This window comes from Mesorhizobium sp. M0664 (assembly GCF_040320565.1).
GTDB lineage: Bacteria > Pseudomonadota > Alphaproteobacteria > Rhizobiales > Rhizobiaceae > Mesorhizobium.
Window position 1 is genome coordinate 18,398 of sequence record NZ_JAMYPW010000058.1, and the last position, 13,754, is coordinate 32,151.

The following is a 13,754-nucleotide window of genomic DNA, read 5'->3' on the forward strand; positions in this document are numbered from 1 at the left end:
GGTCAATGAATGGCTGGCGGGGTATGGGCATGGCTGTCCAGGGATTTTATTTGGACGGCGGCTGCTTCCAGCGCCCCGCCGCCTTGTCGTCGGCTTCCTTGGCTTCGACCCAGCCGGCTTCGGAACCGTCGCTATGGTGTTCCTTTTTCCAGAACGGCGCCCGTGATTTCAAATAATCCATCAGGAAATTCGCGGCCTCGAACGCCGCCTGCCGGTGGGCGGAAGCCGACACCACCAGCACGATGTTTTCGCCCGGCGCGATCTTGCCGTGGCGATGGATGACGGTGAGCCCCTGCAGCGGCCAGCGCTCGATTGCCTCGCCGGCGATGCGGGATATCTCGGCTTCGGCCATGCCGGGATAATGTTCGAGCTCGAGCGCGGAGAGCCTGCCTTGCTCGTCGCGGCAAAGGCCGGAGAAGGTCACCACAGCGCCGATGTCCTTGCGACCCCTGGTCAGCCTGGCGATCTCGGCGGCGACGTCGAAATCCTCAGCCTGGATGCGCACGACGGGCACCACCGCGGACATGGTTCAGCCACCGGTCATCGGCGGGAACAGCGCGATCTCGCGCGCGCCGGCAATTTTCTCGCGGTGCTCGACATGTTCCTGGTTGATGGCGACGCGGATCACGTCAGGATATTGCAGCGCGTTCTCGTACTCCTCGCCGCGCGATTTCAGCCAGCGCAACAGGTCGGCGACCGTTTCGATGCCGGCCGGCAGTTCGACCTCTTCCTCCGGTCTGCCGATCCGCTCGCGCACCCAGGCGAAATAGATGAGCTTCGTCGACATTTTATTCATCCATGATGTGCTTGAGGCCGGCGCGGAAATAGTCGTAGCCGGTGTAGAGCGTCACCAGGGCTGCGATCCACAGCAGCACCAGCCCGGTCTGGGTGGTCAGCGGGAAGATCTTGTCGCCGGCGGGACCTGCCAGCAGGAAGGCGATGGCGATCATCTGGATGGTGGTCTTCCATTTGGCGAGCTGCGTCACCGGCACCGAGACCTTCAAGGCCGCCAGATATTCGCGCAGGCCCGAGACCAGGATCTCGCGGCACAGGATGATGATCGCCGCCCATAGCGACCAGCCGGCGATGCCGGCATGGCGGTCGGTGTCGGCGGCAAGCAGCAGCAGGCAAGTGGCGACCAGCAGCTTGTCGGCGATCGGGTCGAGCATCTTGCCGATGTTGGAGGTCTGCTGCCAGGCGCGCGCCAGATAGCCGTCGAAGTAATCGGTGATCGAGGCGAGCAGGAAAATGATGAGCGCCGACCAGCGCGCGAAGTCGCTCGATTTCAGATGGCCTTCCAGGAAGAAGCACAGCACCACCAGCGGCACCGCCAGGATGCGGGCGTAGGTGAGCATGTTGGGCAGGTTGAACGCGCGCTGGGACATGTTTTGGGAACTCTTTCTGCCTGCTTAGTCAAATCAGAAGCGAATGTGGGGGGTCAACAGGCCAGAATCGATTAGCCAGCCGAAATATCGGCAATAGGTCTTAGCTCTCGTGAAAATGATTGTAGACCAATTTCGCCACCTGCTCCGAAATGCCGTCGACCTTGACCAGGTCCTCGACGGCGGCACGGCTGACCGCCTTGGCCGTACCGAAATGCATCAGCAGCGCGCGCTTGCGGCCGGGGCCGATGCCGCTGATCTCGTCGAGCGGGCTCTTGACCATCTCCTTCTTGCGGCGGGCGCGGTGCGAACCGATGGCGAAGCGATGGACCTCGTCGCGCAGCCGCTGCACGAAATAGAGCACCGGATCGCGAACGGGCAGCGAGAATGGGGCCTTGCCCTTGACGAAGAAGCGTTCGCGGCCGGCATCGCGGTCCTGACCCTTGGCGATGCCGATGGCCACGACGCGGTCCTCGATGCCGAGATCGGCGAGAATCTTGCGCACCGCCGTCATCTGGCCCTGGCCGCCGTCGATGAGGATGACGTCGGGCCAGGCGGGGAAGGCGCCCGCGTCCTCGATATCGTCGCCCGGTTCGGTAGGGCTCGCCTCGTCCGCGCCCTCGGTTTGCGGGGCGTCACCATGTTCCTTCAACAGCCGCGAGAAGCGCCGCTGCATCACCTCGCGCATCATGCCGAAATCGTCGCCCGGCGTGATCTCGGTCGAGCGGATGTTGAACTTTCGATACTGGTTCTTCACAAAACCTTCCGGCCCGGCGACGACCATGGCGCCGACGGCGTTGGTGCCCATGATGTGCGAGTTGTCATAGACCTCGATGCGCACCGGCGGTTTTTCCAGGCCGAAGGTCTCAGCAAAGCCAGTGAGCAGCCGCGCCTGGGTCGAGGTTTCGGCGAGCCGCCGGCCGAGCGCCTCGCGCGCGTTCTGCAGCGCGTTGTCGGTCAGGTCCTTCTTCTCGCCGCGCTGCGGCACGGAGATTGACACCTTGCGGCCGGCGCGGGTGGAGAGGGCCTCCGCCAGCAATTCCTGGTCCTCGACGCCATGCGACAACAGCATGGTGCGCGGCGTCGGCTTGTCGTCGTAGAACTGCGCCAGGAACGATCCCAGCACCTCGCCGGCTTCGAGCGCCGGATCGGCCTTGGGAAAATACGCGCGGTTGCCCCAGTTCTGGCCGGTGCGGAAGAAGAACACCTGGATGCAGACCTGGCCGCCCTCCTGATGGATGGCGAAGACATCGGCCTCGTCGACGGTCTGCGGATTGATGCCTTGATGGCTCTGCACATGCGACAGCGCCGCCAGCCGATCGCGGTAGATGGCGGCGCGTTCGAAATCGAGGTTCTCCGAAGCCTGCTGCATGGCGGCGGAGATCTCCGTCTTCACCTTCTGGCTGCGGCCGGAGAGAGAATCCTTCGCCTCGGCGACAAGCCTTGCATAGTCGCCGTGCGAGATTTCGCCGGTGCACGGGCCGGCGCAGCGCTTGATCTGGAACAAAAGGCAAGGCCGGGTGCGGTTCTCGTAGAAGGAGTCGGTGCAGCTCCTGAGCAGGAAGGCGCGCTGCAGCGAGTTGATGGTACGGCCAACTGCGCCGGCCGAGGCGAAGGGGCCGAAATAGTCGCCCTTGCGCGAGCGCGCGCCGCGGTGCTTGTAAATACCGGGCGAGACATGGTCGCCGGTCAACAGGATATAGGGGAACGACTTGTCGTCGCGCATCAGCACGTTGAAGCGTGGCCGCAAGCGCTTGATGAGGTTGGCTTCAAGCAGCAGCGCTTCGATCTCGGTGCGGGTGACGACGAACTCCATCGTCGATGTCTCGCGCACCATGCGGCCGATACGGCTGGTGTGGAACCGGCCTTGCGCGTAGCTGGTGACCCGCTTCTTCAGGCTGCGTGCCTTGCCGACATAGAGCACGTCGCCGGCGGCATTCATCATGCGGTAGACGCCGGGCGCATTGGGCAGCCGCTTTACCAGCGTCTGGATCACCTCGGCGCCGACCATGCCGTCGGCGTCGCCGGCATGCGGGGTCCAGTCGATGGCGGTGAAGGTAACGTCCGGACCGCTGGCTGCGGGCTCGACGACCTCCTCGGCCGCCTCGTCCTCGAGGTCGATTTCGGGCGGCAGGTCGTCGGCGCCACCGCGCGTTTTTTGTTTCTGGTCCATGGGGCTCATTCCGTCATGCCTGTCACATCGGGCGTCTGCCATGCAAGATGCTGGCCGCCGTCAAGCGCGATCATCTGGCCGGTGACCGAGCGTGCCGCCCAGAGATAACGGATAGTGGCACCGAATTCCGGCAATTCCGGGCCGCGTTTCAGGATCAGCCCGGCAATCTGAGCATCGAAATCGCTGTCGTGCTGGCGCGTGTTCTTCAAGGTCGGGCCAGGACCAATGGCGTTGACACGGATGCGGGGACCCAGCGCCTGCGCCATCATCTCGGTCGCCGCCCACAACGTCGACTTCGACAGCGCATAGGAGAAATAACGCGGCGTCGGCCGCCAGACGCGCTGATCGATCATGTTGACGATCAGCCCCTCACTGTTCTGCGGCAAGGCCCGGGCGAAAGTCTGTGCCAACAGCGCCGGCGCCTTGACGTGCATGGCGAAATGGCGATCCCAGGCCGGCCAGTCGAAATCCTCAACGCTGTCGTGCTCGAACAGCGAGGCGTTGTTGACCAGCAGCGACACCGGCCCGAGCGCCGCCGCCGCGCGACCGACCAGGTTGCTGACGGCGTCCATCTCGGTCAGGTCGGCAGCAATCACTGCGGCCCGGCCATGTCGACCAAAATGACCACTGTTGATTTCGGCCGCCAGTGCCTCCGCCTCGGCCAGCGAGCGATTGCAGTGAATGGCGACGGCAAAACCATGCGCGGCAAGATCTTCGACGATCGCCCTGCCGATCCGTTTCGCACCGCCCGTCACCAGTGCCGTCGCGGCGACCTTGCTCATCTGTCAATCCTTAATCCGATGCCGATTCCGGCCTGCCGGGATCGCGCCGGCAAATTATGGCCCGCCAAGCGTTAAATCCCATTTCCACCTGGGGCAGGATTGTGGCAAAGTGCCCGGTGGGCGTTTTGGCTCGACCGGAATTCGGGCCAGCCCGCCCGCAATATAGGGCTCTGGAGCCCTTACACCAAGCCGTGTGCAGTGCAGCACGGCGAACCTGCTGACATTCGCTGTTGCGAAGATGCAACGTCAAGGTTCTGCCTCATTCGTGCCAGGGAATGACCCAAGTTCAGGTTCGCTTCAGCCGCATTTCGACACGACATTTGGAACCGTTGAACGCCGGATCCGTTTCATCCCCCGGACGGGTTGAGGGCGCTCATAAACAACAAGCCTGTGTCCTGTGGCTTAAGGAGTAAAGAACAATGCAAGCCAATCTTAAATTTGCGCGACCGCTCGCGGTGGCGTTTGGGCTGTTCGCCCTCGGCGGAACCGCCTATGCCGCGGACGTGGTTCAGGAAGAGCCGCCGGCACCTGCCCCGATCGCAGAACTTCCGGTCGCATCCTGGGCCGGTCCCTATGCCGGTGTGAGCGTCGGCTACGGCTTCGCCGGCCACGCCAAAGCCAAAGACATTGGTGTCGACGTCGACACCAAGGGTTTTGTCGGCGGCGTCTTCGGCGGCTATAACTGGCAGCAGGAGAACTTCGTCTACGGTGCCGAAGCCGATATCGGCTACAACGGCGTCAAGGGCGACGATGCCGGCATCGAGGCCAAGGGTGGCTTCGAGGGCTCGCTGCGTGCCCGCCTCGGCTACGCTGTCACCCCGGACATCCTGCTCTACGGCACCGCCGGTGGCGCGCTGAAGAACCAGAAGATTGAAGCTGCCGGCGTAAGCGATACCAACACGCAGTTTGGCTGGACAGCCGGCGTCGGTACCGACATCAAGATCACCGACAATGTGTTCGGCCGTGTCGAGTATCGTTACACGGACTTCGGCAGGAAGGACTTCGACGGTATCGGCAAGGTCAAGTCGACCGACAATCGCGTCACTTTCGGCGTCGGTATGAAGTTCTAAGTCGTCCAAGCCACGACACGAAAAAGCCGGGCCTCGCGCCCGGCTTTTTTTGTGGCACCGGTTGGGGCCGCCCGCCCTCAAGCCGGGATGGCGGGCTTCAGCTCCGGGAATTTCTCGTCGAAGCGTGCCGCCCAGCGCGTCAGCCGGCCGCGGCCCTTTTCCCATTTTCCAGCGAAGCGCAGCGAGAGATAGCCGAGGCAGGCGCGCAATGCGATCTGGCCGAGGGTGATTTTCTTCGGCAGCTTCGGCGGGTTTGCGTTGAGCAGATCGAGCGCGTCCGAAATCTTCGTCCACTGGCGCTCGAGCCAAGGCTGGTAGACCATCTCTTCCGGCCGTGTGCGCCGCTCGTAGACCATCGACAGCGCGCAGTCGCAGATGCCGTCGGCCAATGCCTCCAGCACCTCCGCCTCGAGGCGCTTGTCGGGATTGCGCGGAAACAATGCGTTCTTCGACATCCGGTTGAGATGCTGGGTGATGGCGCGGCTGTCATGGACCGAGCGGCCGTCGTCGAGCACCAGCACCGGGATCTTGCCGAGCGGATTGGCGCCGATCAGCGCGGCCGGTCTTTCCTCGGTCTTTATCGGCACGAGATCGACGGCGATGCCGGCATGAAGTGCTGCCATGCGCACCTTGGAACTGTAGGGAGAAGTAGACGCGTAGAGCAGTCTGGGCATTGTCGATTCCTGTTTGCCGGCTACAGCTCCATATGCCCCATTGGACGCGCAAAGGATGCGGTAGCATTGTGACTTCGTGCATGACCCTCACCGAAAATCGATTCCGACAGGGGCTCGTGCATGGGCACCGTTGACCGATCATGCAGGGTTCATCAACGGCCAGAGGCGGAAAACCGCGCCGCCAGCGTACAACCATTGTCTCGCGTTCGGATGCGATGAATCGGAGGTGCGTCGGCAGACGCGAGCGCGTCGGACAATCCAGATCCGAGCAACTACCAACTAGGCCTTGCACCGAAGGTTTGGTTTTGGCAGCCACGAAAATCCCACCGGACTTCGCCGCACGGCGAAGTCCTGGGAGCTGCGAAAAGATGTCTTCCTCCCGCCTCTTTCTCGTCCTGCCCGACCGTCAGCCAGCAAGCGAGGCGCCTATTAGGCATCCCGCCATGGCTGTCTTGAGTACTGTCCCCGGCGATCGGAGAACGGCGACTACTTCTTGGCCTTCGCCTTTGCGGGCGCTGCCTTCGGCTTGGCCGCGGGCGCTGCTTTCTTCACTGCTGCGGAAGATTTCGCAGCGGCGGCCTTTGCCGGTGCTGCCTTCTTCGCAGCGGGCTTCGCCACGGCCTTTGCAGCCGGCTTCTTGGCCGGTGCAGCCTTGGCCTTGGCCGGTGCTGCTTTTGCCTTGGCAGGTGCTGCTTTCTTCACGGCCGGTTTTTCCGCGGCCTTGGCGGCCGGCTTTTTGGCCGGCGCTGCTTTTGCCTTAGGCGCAGCGGCCTTCGCTTTGGCCGCGGGTGCTGCTTTCTTCACAGCAGTTGCGGCCTTTGCCGCGGCTGCTTTTGCCGGTGCTTTCTTTGCCGGTGACTTTGCCGGTGCCTTGGATGCCGGCGCTTTGGATGACTGCTTAGCCATATCATGCCCCTTCCGTTGTGCCGACGGCCGTTATTGACCCGGCGCGCATTGCATATCTGACTCGCGGCTTGCTAGCCAGCGAAGCATTAGAATGATTTTTGCAGCTTAAGTTTCGGTTACGGCGAGCGCGCGACCATTTTACCCGCGCAAAAACCGGCTGCGAATCTTTGTGTCCCGCAGCGAAGTTCTGCGACAGAAATTCTGGTCGTTCTATCTCGACCGGTCTTCTCGTCAAGCTCAGGACCTTTTCGACCAGCTTTGCGCTTCAACGTCCGACGCTCAGCGCGAACATTGTCAAGAACGAAGGCGGTCGCCCGCCTCGTCTTGTTCGAAAAGATAAACTACAGGTAAGTAGGAAGCAACGCGACGAGCACGCCGCTGCACTATCTTGCACGACGCGATGAAAGTAAGCAGACAGCTCGCATTTCTGAAGGACAGGATATCGTTCGATAGATCCGGTCGAGGCGACCGCGTGATCGAAAGCGCTTGGCCGTTCAGGCGCCGAGCGGCTCACGGCTTATCTGCAGCCGGCGCGAAGGCTCGGCCCTGTGGAGATGGACGGCGAAGGTATCCCATGGCGGCATGACCGAAATCTGCGCCAGGATGCGCCCCGCTTCACCGCGATGATAGCCGCCGTGCAGTACGACGTGGGTCAGCATTTCCTGTCGCGACATCAATGCCTTATCCCCGTCGGTGAACACGAATGCGACGGGCTCGGACAGCTGCCGCGACGAGACGGTTTCGAGATAATCGAGATACCAGCGATCGGTCGCTGCGACTGCGGCGCGAAGTTCGTCGAACGCCGGCGTGTCCTCGGTGCTATCGGCGGAGTAGCCATGGCTTGCGTCAACCAGGTGTGACGAGAATATCCGCGACACCACATGGCTGTGATCGATGAGCCCTATCACGGCCTGCCGTTCCTTGCCGTGAACATGCGGGTCGAGACTCGCGAGCTTTTCCAGCAGTTCGTCGTTGGCCCAGGCCTGATAGGCAAACAGGCTGCGAAGCAGAGCGAGCGCATTCATGGTCGGTGTCCTTTTTCGGAAATGCGAGTATGTTGTTTATATTTTCAGGAGAATGGGCGAACGTGTCTACTCGCCTTGCAAAACCGCATCCGCGCATGCGCAAACAGCCGCGCCAGGCGCGTTCCAGGGCAACCGTCGAGGCGATCATCGAGGCGGCGGCTCATGTTCTGAGCGGGCTGGGGTGGGCCGGCTTCACCACCAACAAGGTTGCCGAGACAGCAGGTGTAAGCATCGGCACGCTCTACCAGTATTTTCCCGACAAGCTTTCCCTGCTCGCTGCCGTCCGGCGCCGTCACTTCGATCATGTGCTGTCGGTCATTCGCGATTCGGCGGAAGACCAAAAGCCGCTCAGGAAATTCGCGCAGGAGCTGGTGCGCGGCATGATCGCTGCGCACAGCATTCACCCGACACTACATCAGGTGCTGCTCGACGAGGCGCCGGGCGATCGCGGCTCCAGGGCCGCCCATGCTTCGTTCCAGGCACAATACCTCAATCACTATGCGACTGCTGTCGCCACTTATCGCAAGCCAAGGAAAGGCGCCGACACGGAGGCCGTGGCGCGCGTGCTGTCGTCAGCGATCGAAGGTGTGATCCATAACGCGGCACGCCGGAACATGCTCGCCGCGCCGGAGCTGCAAAAGCAACTCGTCGAACTGATCTGCGCCTACCTATCGGGAGCAGGCCGCATCGGTCGATAGCGCATGGCACGGCGGAAGTCGGGATTTCTGTGTGTCGTTCAAACCCGGCGTACGAGGTGCGGCAAGGACGATGCCAACAATGCCGCACCTGATGCGGCCAAGAGTGTGAGGACGATCGTTCGAAAAGTCGCCTCGCTAACGCCGATGTAGAGTCTCGCGCCAAGGAGTGTCGGTATCAACATCGCCGGCGCGACGAGGGCAAACATCGGCAGCATTTCGAGCTTGATCTTTCCGGCCGCAAGATAGGCAGCCATCGTCATGGAGAGGGTCACAAGGTTGAAATTCTGGATGACAATACGCTGCCTGTCCTTTTCCCATTGGCGCAGCACGCACCACAGCGTTGGAACCGGGCCGGTGAAGCCGCCAAGTCCACCCATGATGCCGCCGACCAGACCTATTGCACCGTCTGCAACAGGACCCCCGACCGTGATGGGAGGGAGGCGAGGCGCAAAGAGCATCAAGGGACACCAAACGACCAGCAGCGCTCCGAAGACCAACTTGAACAACTGCACATCCAGCAAAGGCAGGATGGCGACACCGACCGGAATCCCGATGATCCCCCCGATCAGGAATGGCAGCAGAAGCTTGAGCTCGAAGCCCCGGCGGACGGTGACGGCGGCGATGATCTGGCCGGTGAGCGCCCCAAAGACCGCCATGGCGGCAGCAAGCTGGGGCTCCACGGTCCAAACCCAAATGGACATGGCAACCAGGCTGAAAGCGAACCCGGAAAGCCCCTGGACGAAGCCTGCAACGACCGCGCCGAGAGTAACAGTATAAACAAGCGAATCCATGTGGTGCTGTTTCCCCCGCAAAATGATCGATGTGGTCGGTTGGCGTTGACATGCATGGAAGTCTCCGATTTTCGCAACCTCGTCCGACCTTGGACCCTCAACACCAGAGAGGTATGAATGTCCTCCTTGCCGAGCTTGGCATTTGTCACATGGTTTTCGGCTGATCCCAGATCAGCCGCGGCTTTCTACGCGAATTTTGGAATTGTCTTCAGGCAAGAGCAGCATGGCTCCGGTCCGATACATTTCGCGTTCCAAGGTGAAGGGCTTGCGATCGAACTCTACCCGGCAGAAGCAACGACGCCGGAAGGAGCGGGAACGATGATCGGCTTCGAAGTCGCCAACGCAGATGAAGCTGCTTCTGCCGCCAAGGCCAACGGCTTTGGAATCATTGCGGACGTCAAGGCGACGGCTATGGGCAGACGTGTGATCGTCCGTGATCCTGATGGCCGTCAGGTGTTCCTTTTCTCGACCACCTAAGTGACGCAACAATCCGTCGGGATCGGAAGGCGCTGGTCAGCGCAGGACGCGGCACCGGCCGTTGTAGACCATCCAGCGGTCGAAGCCCGAGACGCAGAATTCGACATTGTCGCCGATCGAGGCAAAGCCCTGGCCTTCCTCGATCAGGTACCAGATGGTGCGAGCGCCGCCGTCGGAGAGGCTGACGGTGGCGCCGCAATAACGGCGGCCGATCGGCCAGGTGTCGTCGGCCGGCAGATAGCGATGCTGGTGGATGCGCTGGAAGTCGACGATCTGCACATCCGGCAGATGCGGCACGTGATGCACCTGATAGGAGAAGCGGTCGGTGATCTTGTTCAGCACCCAGGCCTCGCCGCAGACGCCGCTATCCTCGTCGGTATAGATTGCAAGGTCGGCCGCCTGGACTGCCTGGGTGACGCCAAGAGGCGCGGCCAGCGGCGTGCAAAAGGCGAGCAGTGCGGCAAGGGCGGATTGGGCGAAGCGAGTCATGGCAGCCTCTCAAGGTCGACTGCGCGCACTGTGCGGATTCGCTGACGCGCGGTCAAGCGGTTGTAGCGACCGTGGTTGTGGTGACGATGGTTGCGCTGACGGAACGGCAGGGCCGCGCCCTCAAACTACTCTCCCGCCAGCCAGTCCAGCGTCCAATGCGACGGCTGCTCAAGTGCAAGCAGCCGGTGCAGCGCCGGCAGCAGCGTCCGTAACTCGCCTTCCAGCGTGAAGGGCGGATTGACCACCACCATGCCGCAGCCGTCGAGGCTCGGCTCGACGGCGTCCGGCCTGATCTCAAAACCGATGTCGAGCAGCTTCGAAATGCCCGTCTGCTTCAGCGCCTTGCGGAAGGCGGCGACCGCCCTGCGGTCCTTGAGCGGATACCACAGCGCGTAAATCCCTCCTGGCCAGCGCCGATGGGCTCTTTGCAGCCCGTCGACCAAGCGACCGAACTCGCCCTCTTCCTCGAAAGGCGGATCGATGAGCACGAGGCCGCGCTTTTCCTTTGGCGGCAGATGCGCGCCGAGGGCCAGCCAACCGTCGAGCTCGATCACCCGGGTCTGGAAGTCGCCGTCGAACAGCGCCTTCAGCCTGGCGGTATCCTTAGGGTGCAGTTCGACCGCCGACAGCCGGTCCTGCTTGCGCATCAGGTGCCGGGCGATCAACGGCGAACCCGGATATTTTTTCACGCCGCCGTCCGGATTGAGCGAGCGGACGGCTTCAAGATACGGCGCCAGCAGTGCTGCCGCCGGCGCATCGAGGGCCGCATCGACGAGCCGGCCGATGCCGCCTTGCCATTCGCCGGTCTTTTGCGCTTCGGTCGAGGACAGATCGTAACGGCCGATCCCGGCATGGGTGTCGATGACCCGAAACGCCTTGTCCTTCTGTTTCAGATATTCAATCAGCCGGCTGAGCACGACATGCTTGACGACGTCGGCGAAGTTCCCGGCATGGTAGGCATGGCGATAGTTCAATTGGAGCCCCTGCCCCAGCGCGGCGGTGGCGGCTGCGAGTTCGGATTTTCCGGCCGGCGGCCGCCGAAACGGAATGCCAGCACCAGCCCGACCAGGCCCGCCGCCATCAGGGAAAAACCAACCGGGCGCGCCCGGCGGTCGACCTCGCCGGCCCCCGAGCGCAGGACGAGATCGACGGCCCGCATCGGAATGCCTTCGGCGTCGCCCGGACCGACGGTGAAGATGTAGGAACCAGGGGTAACGGTCGGGATCAGGCCAGCCTCGTCGCGAAAGATCCTGTCCGGCAGTTGCGGGCTGACCTGGCGCGGATTGTCGGAATGGTTGAACTGCAGCGTCGAGGCGAGCACCGTCCTGCCGCCGGTGGCGGCAGTGAGGGTCAACACAGTGCGCTGCTGCGAGACGATGCGCTCGGCTCTTGCCGTAAGGTCGACCAGCAGGCGTAGCGGCCCGTCGCGTGCGCTCAGGGGCACGGTCACCGGCTTGAACCGGCCCTGGTCGTAAACTCGCCAGGTGCCGATCTCACGGCCGGAGAAATTGGTCATCGCCCAGGGATAGACGACGCCGATGCCGGTACCGATGAGCAGTATCAGGGCGAACAGGGAGCGCATGACATCAAGACCCGGTGTTCGGCGCGATGGTGCCGTCGCGGGCGCGCTCCATTTCGTCCAGGAGCATGTCAAGGCCGAGATCAAATGTCCGGTCGAATTCGGCGGTGCCGAAATAACGCCCGGCCGCAGCTACTTTTGGAAAATCCTGCGCCAGTTGCTCGTCGCTGACGATGGTCACGGCCGAAGGCCCCTTTGCATAGCCGGCAGTCTCGTCGAGGATGGCACCCATCAGATAATAGCCGGTGGTGCGGAACAGCCGCGCACCCAGTTGCGGTCCGAAGCCGCCGGCCTCGAACAGGCCAAGGATGCCGTTCAGCCAAGTGAGACAGGTCGGCGAATTCATCCGGTAGGTTACAAGGAACGTGGCAAAGGCCGGGTGCTCACGCGCGACGCGGCGGAAATCCTGCACGGCAATGCGTAACCTTTGTCGCCAAGGGAGGTCCGCGTCGGGCATTTCGAGGGAGCCGATCAGCCGATCCACCAAGGCTTCGAAGAGATACGCCACCGAAGGAAAGTGGTGATAGATGCTCATGGCTTCGCAGCCGAGTTCTGCCGCCAGCTTGCGCATCGAAAACCCGGCGAGGCCCTCGCTCTCGATCACCTTCAAAGCGGCATTCTCGATCATCTCGCGAGACAGCCGGCCGCGCGGTCGCTTTTTTTTGATCGATGTGTCCATGGTGCCGCTTGACAACTTACGATGTAAGGTTCATTTTCGACGTTACCTTACACCGTAAGGCCAACAAACGCCAGAGGAGAATGTCATGTCTGCCTATCGTACTCTTTCATCAACGCATTCTTCCATCCGCCGCGCCTGCCTGCTCGCCGCCACCTGTGTGCTGACCCTGGCTGCAGCTCCTTCTTATGCCGATGAGTATGACGCGACCGTCAAGGACATCCAGTCGACCATGGGCGGCGTACCGAGTTTCGTAATGCAGTTCCCGAAAGCCGGTCTGCCTGGTGCATGGGCCGAGGTCAAGGCCATCCAGCTCAGCGACAAGACGGCGCTGCCGCCGAAGGTCAAGTCGCTGATCTCGCTCGCGGTGGCGGCGCAAATCCCGTGCAACTACTGTATCTGGTCGGACACGCAGGACGCCAAGCGCGCCGGCGCCACCGACGAGGAGATCCAGGAGGCGGTCGCCGTTTCAGCGCTGACCCGCCATTGGAGCACCATCTTCAACGGCATGCAGGTCGATTTCGATACGTTCAGGAAGGAGATGGGCGGGCAGTGATGCTTTCGTTATTAGAGCGGGACGCGTTCAGACTGAATTAGCCTTCCCGTTTCGACTGTTTGTGTGATCCGCCAGCACCTCATCGATGACCCGCCACGATTTTTCCGCCTCGCGCTGGTTGCCGTCATGTCCCGAAGCGACGATCAGCGCCTTCCACAACGCCCAGCCCCGTGCGCGCGCCCAGCTGTGCTCGTCAAGGGCAATGGCGTCGCGGAACGCCTGACGGCTCTCGCCGTAAAATTCCGTCCACGCGATCACCAGATCACAGGCAGGATCGCCGATAGCCGAACTACCGAAATCGACGACCGCGTAGAGCTTGCCATCTTCGACGAGCAGATTGCCCGAGGCGACGTCGCCATGGACCCAGACCGGCGGGCCGAGCCCAACCCCGGCCACGGCCCGCCCCCACACCGCCCACGCGGGGGGCGGGTCGAAGGCGCCCCCCCCCCCCGCACCCGCCGCGCCGGGCTCCGGCG

General features: G+C 62.5%; 18 protein-coding genes. 4 read left to right on the top strand and 14 right to left on the bottom strand.

The genetic code is table 11. From position 1 onward, the window contains the following. Window positions 1–46: 46 nt before the first annotated feature. From NKI39_RS30695 to NKI39_RS30715, 5 genes are all read right to left on the bottom strand, one after another. A complete protein-coding gene (locus tag NKI39_RS30695) occupies window positions 47–526 on the bottom strand; it encodes a molybdenum cofactor biosynthesis protein MoaE (RefSeq protein WP_352836518.1) in 480 nt (159 codons plus the stop codon). 3 nt (window positions 527–529) lie between these two features. After that, window positions 530–787, bottom strand: coding sequence for a molybdopterin converting factor subunit 1 (gene moaD, locus NKI39_RS30700; protein WP_023677674.1), 258 nt, complete (start codon window positions 785–787; stop codon window positions 530–532). Between the two features lies 1 nt (window position 788). Beyond that, window positions 789–1,385, bottom strand: coding sequence for a CDP-diacylglycerol--glycerol-3-phosphate 3-phosphatidyltransferase (gene pgsA, locus NKI39_RS30705; protein WP_023719790.1), 597 nt, complete (start codon window positions 1,383–1,385; stop codon window positions 789–791). Window positions 1,386–1,485: 100 nt separating this feature from the next. Continuing rightward, window positions 1,486–3,564: an excinuclease ABC subunit UvrC gene (uvrC, locus tag NKI39_RS30710; protein WP_352836521.1), complete on the bottom strand. Its 2,079-nt coding sequence runs from the start codon at window positions 3,562–3,564 to the stop codon at window positions 1,486–1,488. Continuing rightward, window positions 3,561–4,337, bottom strand: a complete 777-nt coding sequence (locus tag NKI39_RS30715; RefSeq protein WP_352472599.1) for an SDR family oxidoreductase — start codon at window positions 4,335–4,337, stop codon at window positions 3,561–3,563. Before NKI39_RS30715 ends, uvrC begins: the two co-directional genes overlap by 4 nt. Window positions 4,338–4,756: 419 nt before the next feature. Here NKI39_RS30715 and NKI39_RS30720 point away from each other — a divergent pair, with 419 nt between their 5' ends. Then, window positions 4,757–5,407 carry an outer membrane protein gene (locus NKI39_RS30720; protein WP_292662341.1) on the top strand — a complete coding sequence of 217 codons (651 nt, stop codon included), beginning with the start codon at window positions 4,757–4,759 and terminating at the stop codon, window positions 5,405–5,407. A 77-nt stretch (window positions 5,408–5,484) separates the two neighbouring features. Here NKI39_RS30720 and NKI39_RS30725 read toward each other — a convergent pair whose 3' ends face one another. From NKI39_RS30725 to NKI39_RS30735, 3 genes are all read right to left on the bottom strand, one after another. Then, window positions 5,485–6,081 carry a glutathione S-transferase family protein gene (locus NKI39_RS30725; RefSeq protein ID WP_352472598.1) on the bottom strand — a complete coding sequence of 199 codons (597 nt, stop codon included), beginning with the start codon at window positions 6,079–6,081 and terminating at the stop codon, window positions 5,485–5,487. 486 nt (window positions 6,082–6,567) lie between these two features. Continuing rightward, window positions 6,568–6,987 carry a hypothetical protein gene (locus NKI39_RS30730; RefSeq protein ID WP_352836524.1) on the bottom strand — a complete coding sequence of 140 codons (420 nt, stop codon included), beginning with the start codon at window positions 6,985–6,987 and terminating at the stop codon, window positions 6,568–6,570. Between the two features lie 494 nt (window positions 6,988–7,481). Further along, window positions 7,482–8,012 (bottom strand): DinB family protein, encoded by a 531-nt coding sequence (locus tag NKI39_RS30735; RefSeq protein WP_352836527.1) that lies wholly within the window; start codon window positions 8,010–8,012, stop codon window positions 7,482–7,484. A gap of 62 nt (window positions 8,013–8,074) precedes the next feature. On the opposite strand from NKI39_RS30735, the gene NKI39_RS30740 reads away from it, so the two are divergent. Beyond that, a complete protein-coding gene (locus NKI39_RS30740) occupies window positions 8,075–8,710 on the top strand; it encodes a TetR/AcrR family transcriptional regulator (protein WP_352836530.1) in 636 nt (211 codons plus the stop codon). Window positions 8,711–8,748: 38 nt separating this feature from the next. Here NKI39_RS30740 and NKI39_RS30745 read toward each other — a convergent pair whose 3' ends face one another. Next, the gene (locus NKI39_RS30745) at window positions 8,749–9,501 is read right to left on the bottom strand and encodes a sulfite exporter TauE/SafE family protein (RefSeq protein WP_352836533.1); all 753 of its coding nucleotides are present in this window, start codon (window positions 9,499–9,501) and stop codon (window positions 8,749–8,751) included. Between the two features lie 117 nt (window positions 9,502–9,618). Between NKI39_RS30745 and NKI39_RS30750 the strand changes: the two genes are divergently transcribed. Beyond that, window positions 9,619–9,978, top strand: a complete 360-nt coding sequence (locus NKI39_RS30750) for a VOC family protein (RefSeq protein WP_352472594.1) — start codon at window positions 9,619–9,621, stop codon at window positions 9,976–9,978. A 36-nt stretch (window positions 9,979–10,014) separates the two neighbouring features. Here the strand turns inward: NKI39_RS30750 and NKI39_RS30755 are convergent, their stop codons facing one another. From NKI39_RS30755 to NKI39_RS30770, 4 genes are all read right to left on the bottom strand, one after another. Continuing rightward, window positions 10,015–10,467, bottom strand: a complete 453-nt coding sequence (locus tag NKI39_RS30755; RefSeq protein WP_023677684.1) for a hypothetical protein — start codon at window positions 10,465–10,467, stop codon at window positions 10,015–10,017. Between the two features lie 125 nt (window positions 10,468–10,592). Further along, window positions 10,593–11,441 (bottom strand): 23S rRNA (adenine(2030)-N(6))-methyltransferase RlmJ, encoded by an 849-nt coding sequence (locus NKI39_RS30760; protein ID WP_352836536.1) that lies wholly within the window; start codon window positions 11,439–11,441, stop codon window positions 10,593–10,595. Then, the gene (locus NKI39_RS30765; RefSeq protein ID WP_352472592.1) at window positions 11,438–12,049 is read right to left on the bottom strand and encodes a hypothetical protein; all 612 of its coding nucleotides are present in this window, start codon (window positions 12,047–12,049) and stop codon (window positions 11,438–11,440) included. The genes NKI39_RS30760 and NKI39_RS30765 overlap by 4 nt, the downstream gene beginning before the upstream one ends. Window positions 12,050–12,053: 4 nt before the next feature. Beyond that, window positions 12,054–12,725: a TetR/AcrR family transcriptional regulator gene (locus NKI39_RS30770; RefSeq protein ID WP_352836539.1), complete on the bottom strand. Its 672-nt coding sequence runs from the start codon at window positions 12,723–12,725 to the stop codon at window positions 12,054–12,056. An 85-nt stretch (window positions 12,726–12,810) separates the two neighbouring features. Between NKI39_RS30770 and NKI39_RS30775 the strand changes: the two genes are divergently transcribed. Further along, window positions 12,811–13,278, top strand: coding sequence for a carboxymuconolactone decarboxylase family protein (locus NKI39_RS30775; RefSeq protein ID WP_352541657.1), 468 nt, complete (start codon window positions 12,811–12,813; stop codon window positions 13,276–13,278). Window positions 13,279–13,305: 27 nt separating this feature from the next. On the opposite strand, the gene NKI39_RS30780 is transcribed toward NKI39_RS30775, so the two are convergent. Further along, on the bottom strand, window positions 13,306–13,754 hold a 449-nt coding region (locus NKI39_RS30780), incomplete at its 5' end, for a phosphotransferase (RefSeq protein WP_352836542.1).

Coding starts and splice junctions, on each gene's coding strand:
- NKI39_RS30695 (WP_352836518.1), bottom strand. CDS start 526: ATGTCCGCGGTGGTGCCCGTCGTGCGCATCCAGGCTGAGGATTTCGAC.
- moaD (WP_023677674.1), bottom strand. CDS start 787: ATGTCGACGAAGCTCATCTATTTCGCCTGGGTGCGCGAGCGGATCGGC.
- pgsA (WP_023719790.1), bottom strand. CDS start 1,385: ATGTCCCAGCGCGCGTTCAACCTGCCCAACATGCTCACCTACGCCCGC.
- uvrC (WP_352836521.1), bottom strand. CDS start 3,564: ATGAGCCCCATGGACCAGAAACAAAAAACGCGCGGTGGCGCCGACGAC.
- NKI39_RS30715 (WP_352472599.1), bottom strand. CDS start 4,337: ATGAGCAAGGTCGCCGCGACGGCACTGGTGACGGGCGGTGCGAAACGG.
- NKI39_RS30720 (WP_292662341.1), top strand. CDS start 4,757: ATGCAAGCCAATCTTAAATTTGCGCGACCGCTCGCGGTGGCGTTTGGG.
- NKI39_RS30725 (WP_352472598.1), bottom strand. CDS start 6,081: ATGCCCAGACTGCTCTACGCGTCTACTTCTCCCTACAGTTCCAAGGTG.
- NKI39_RS30730 (WP_352836524.1), bottom strand. CDS start 6,987: ATGGCTAAGCAGTCATCCAAAGCGCCGGCATCCAAGGCACCGGCAAAG.
- NKI39_RS30735 (WP_352836527.1), bottom strand. CDS start 8,012: ATGAATGCGCTCGCTCTGCTTCGCAGCCTGTTTGCCTATCAGGCCTGG.
- NKI39_RS30745 (WP_352836533.1), bottom strand. CDS start 9,501: ATGGATTCGCTTGTTTATACTGTTACTCTCGGCGCGGTCGTTGCAGGC.
- NKI39_RS30750 (WP_352472594.1), top strand. CDS start 9,619: ATGTCCTCCTTGCCGAGCTTGGCATTTGTCACATGGTTTTCGGCTGAT.
- NKI39_RS30755 (WP_023677684.1), bottom strand. CDS start 10,467: ATGACTCGCTTCGCCCAATCCGCCCTTGCCGCACTGCTCGCCTTTTGC.
- NKI39_RS30765 (WP_352472592.1), bottom strand. CDS start 12,049: ATGCGCTCCCTGTTCGCCCTGATACTGCTCATCGGTACCGGCATCGGC.
- NKI39_RS30770 (WP_352836539.1), bottom strand. CDS start 12,725: ATGGACACATCGATCAAAAAAAAGCGACCGCGCGGCCGGCTGTCTCGC.
- NKI39_RS30775 (WP_352541657.1), top strand. CDS start 12,811: ATGTCTGCCTATCGTACTCTTTCATCAACGCATTCTTCCATCCGCCGC.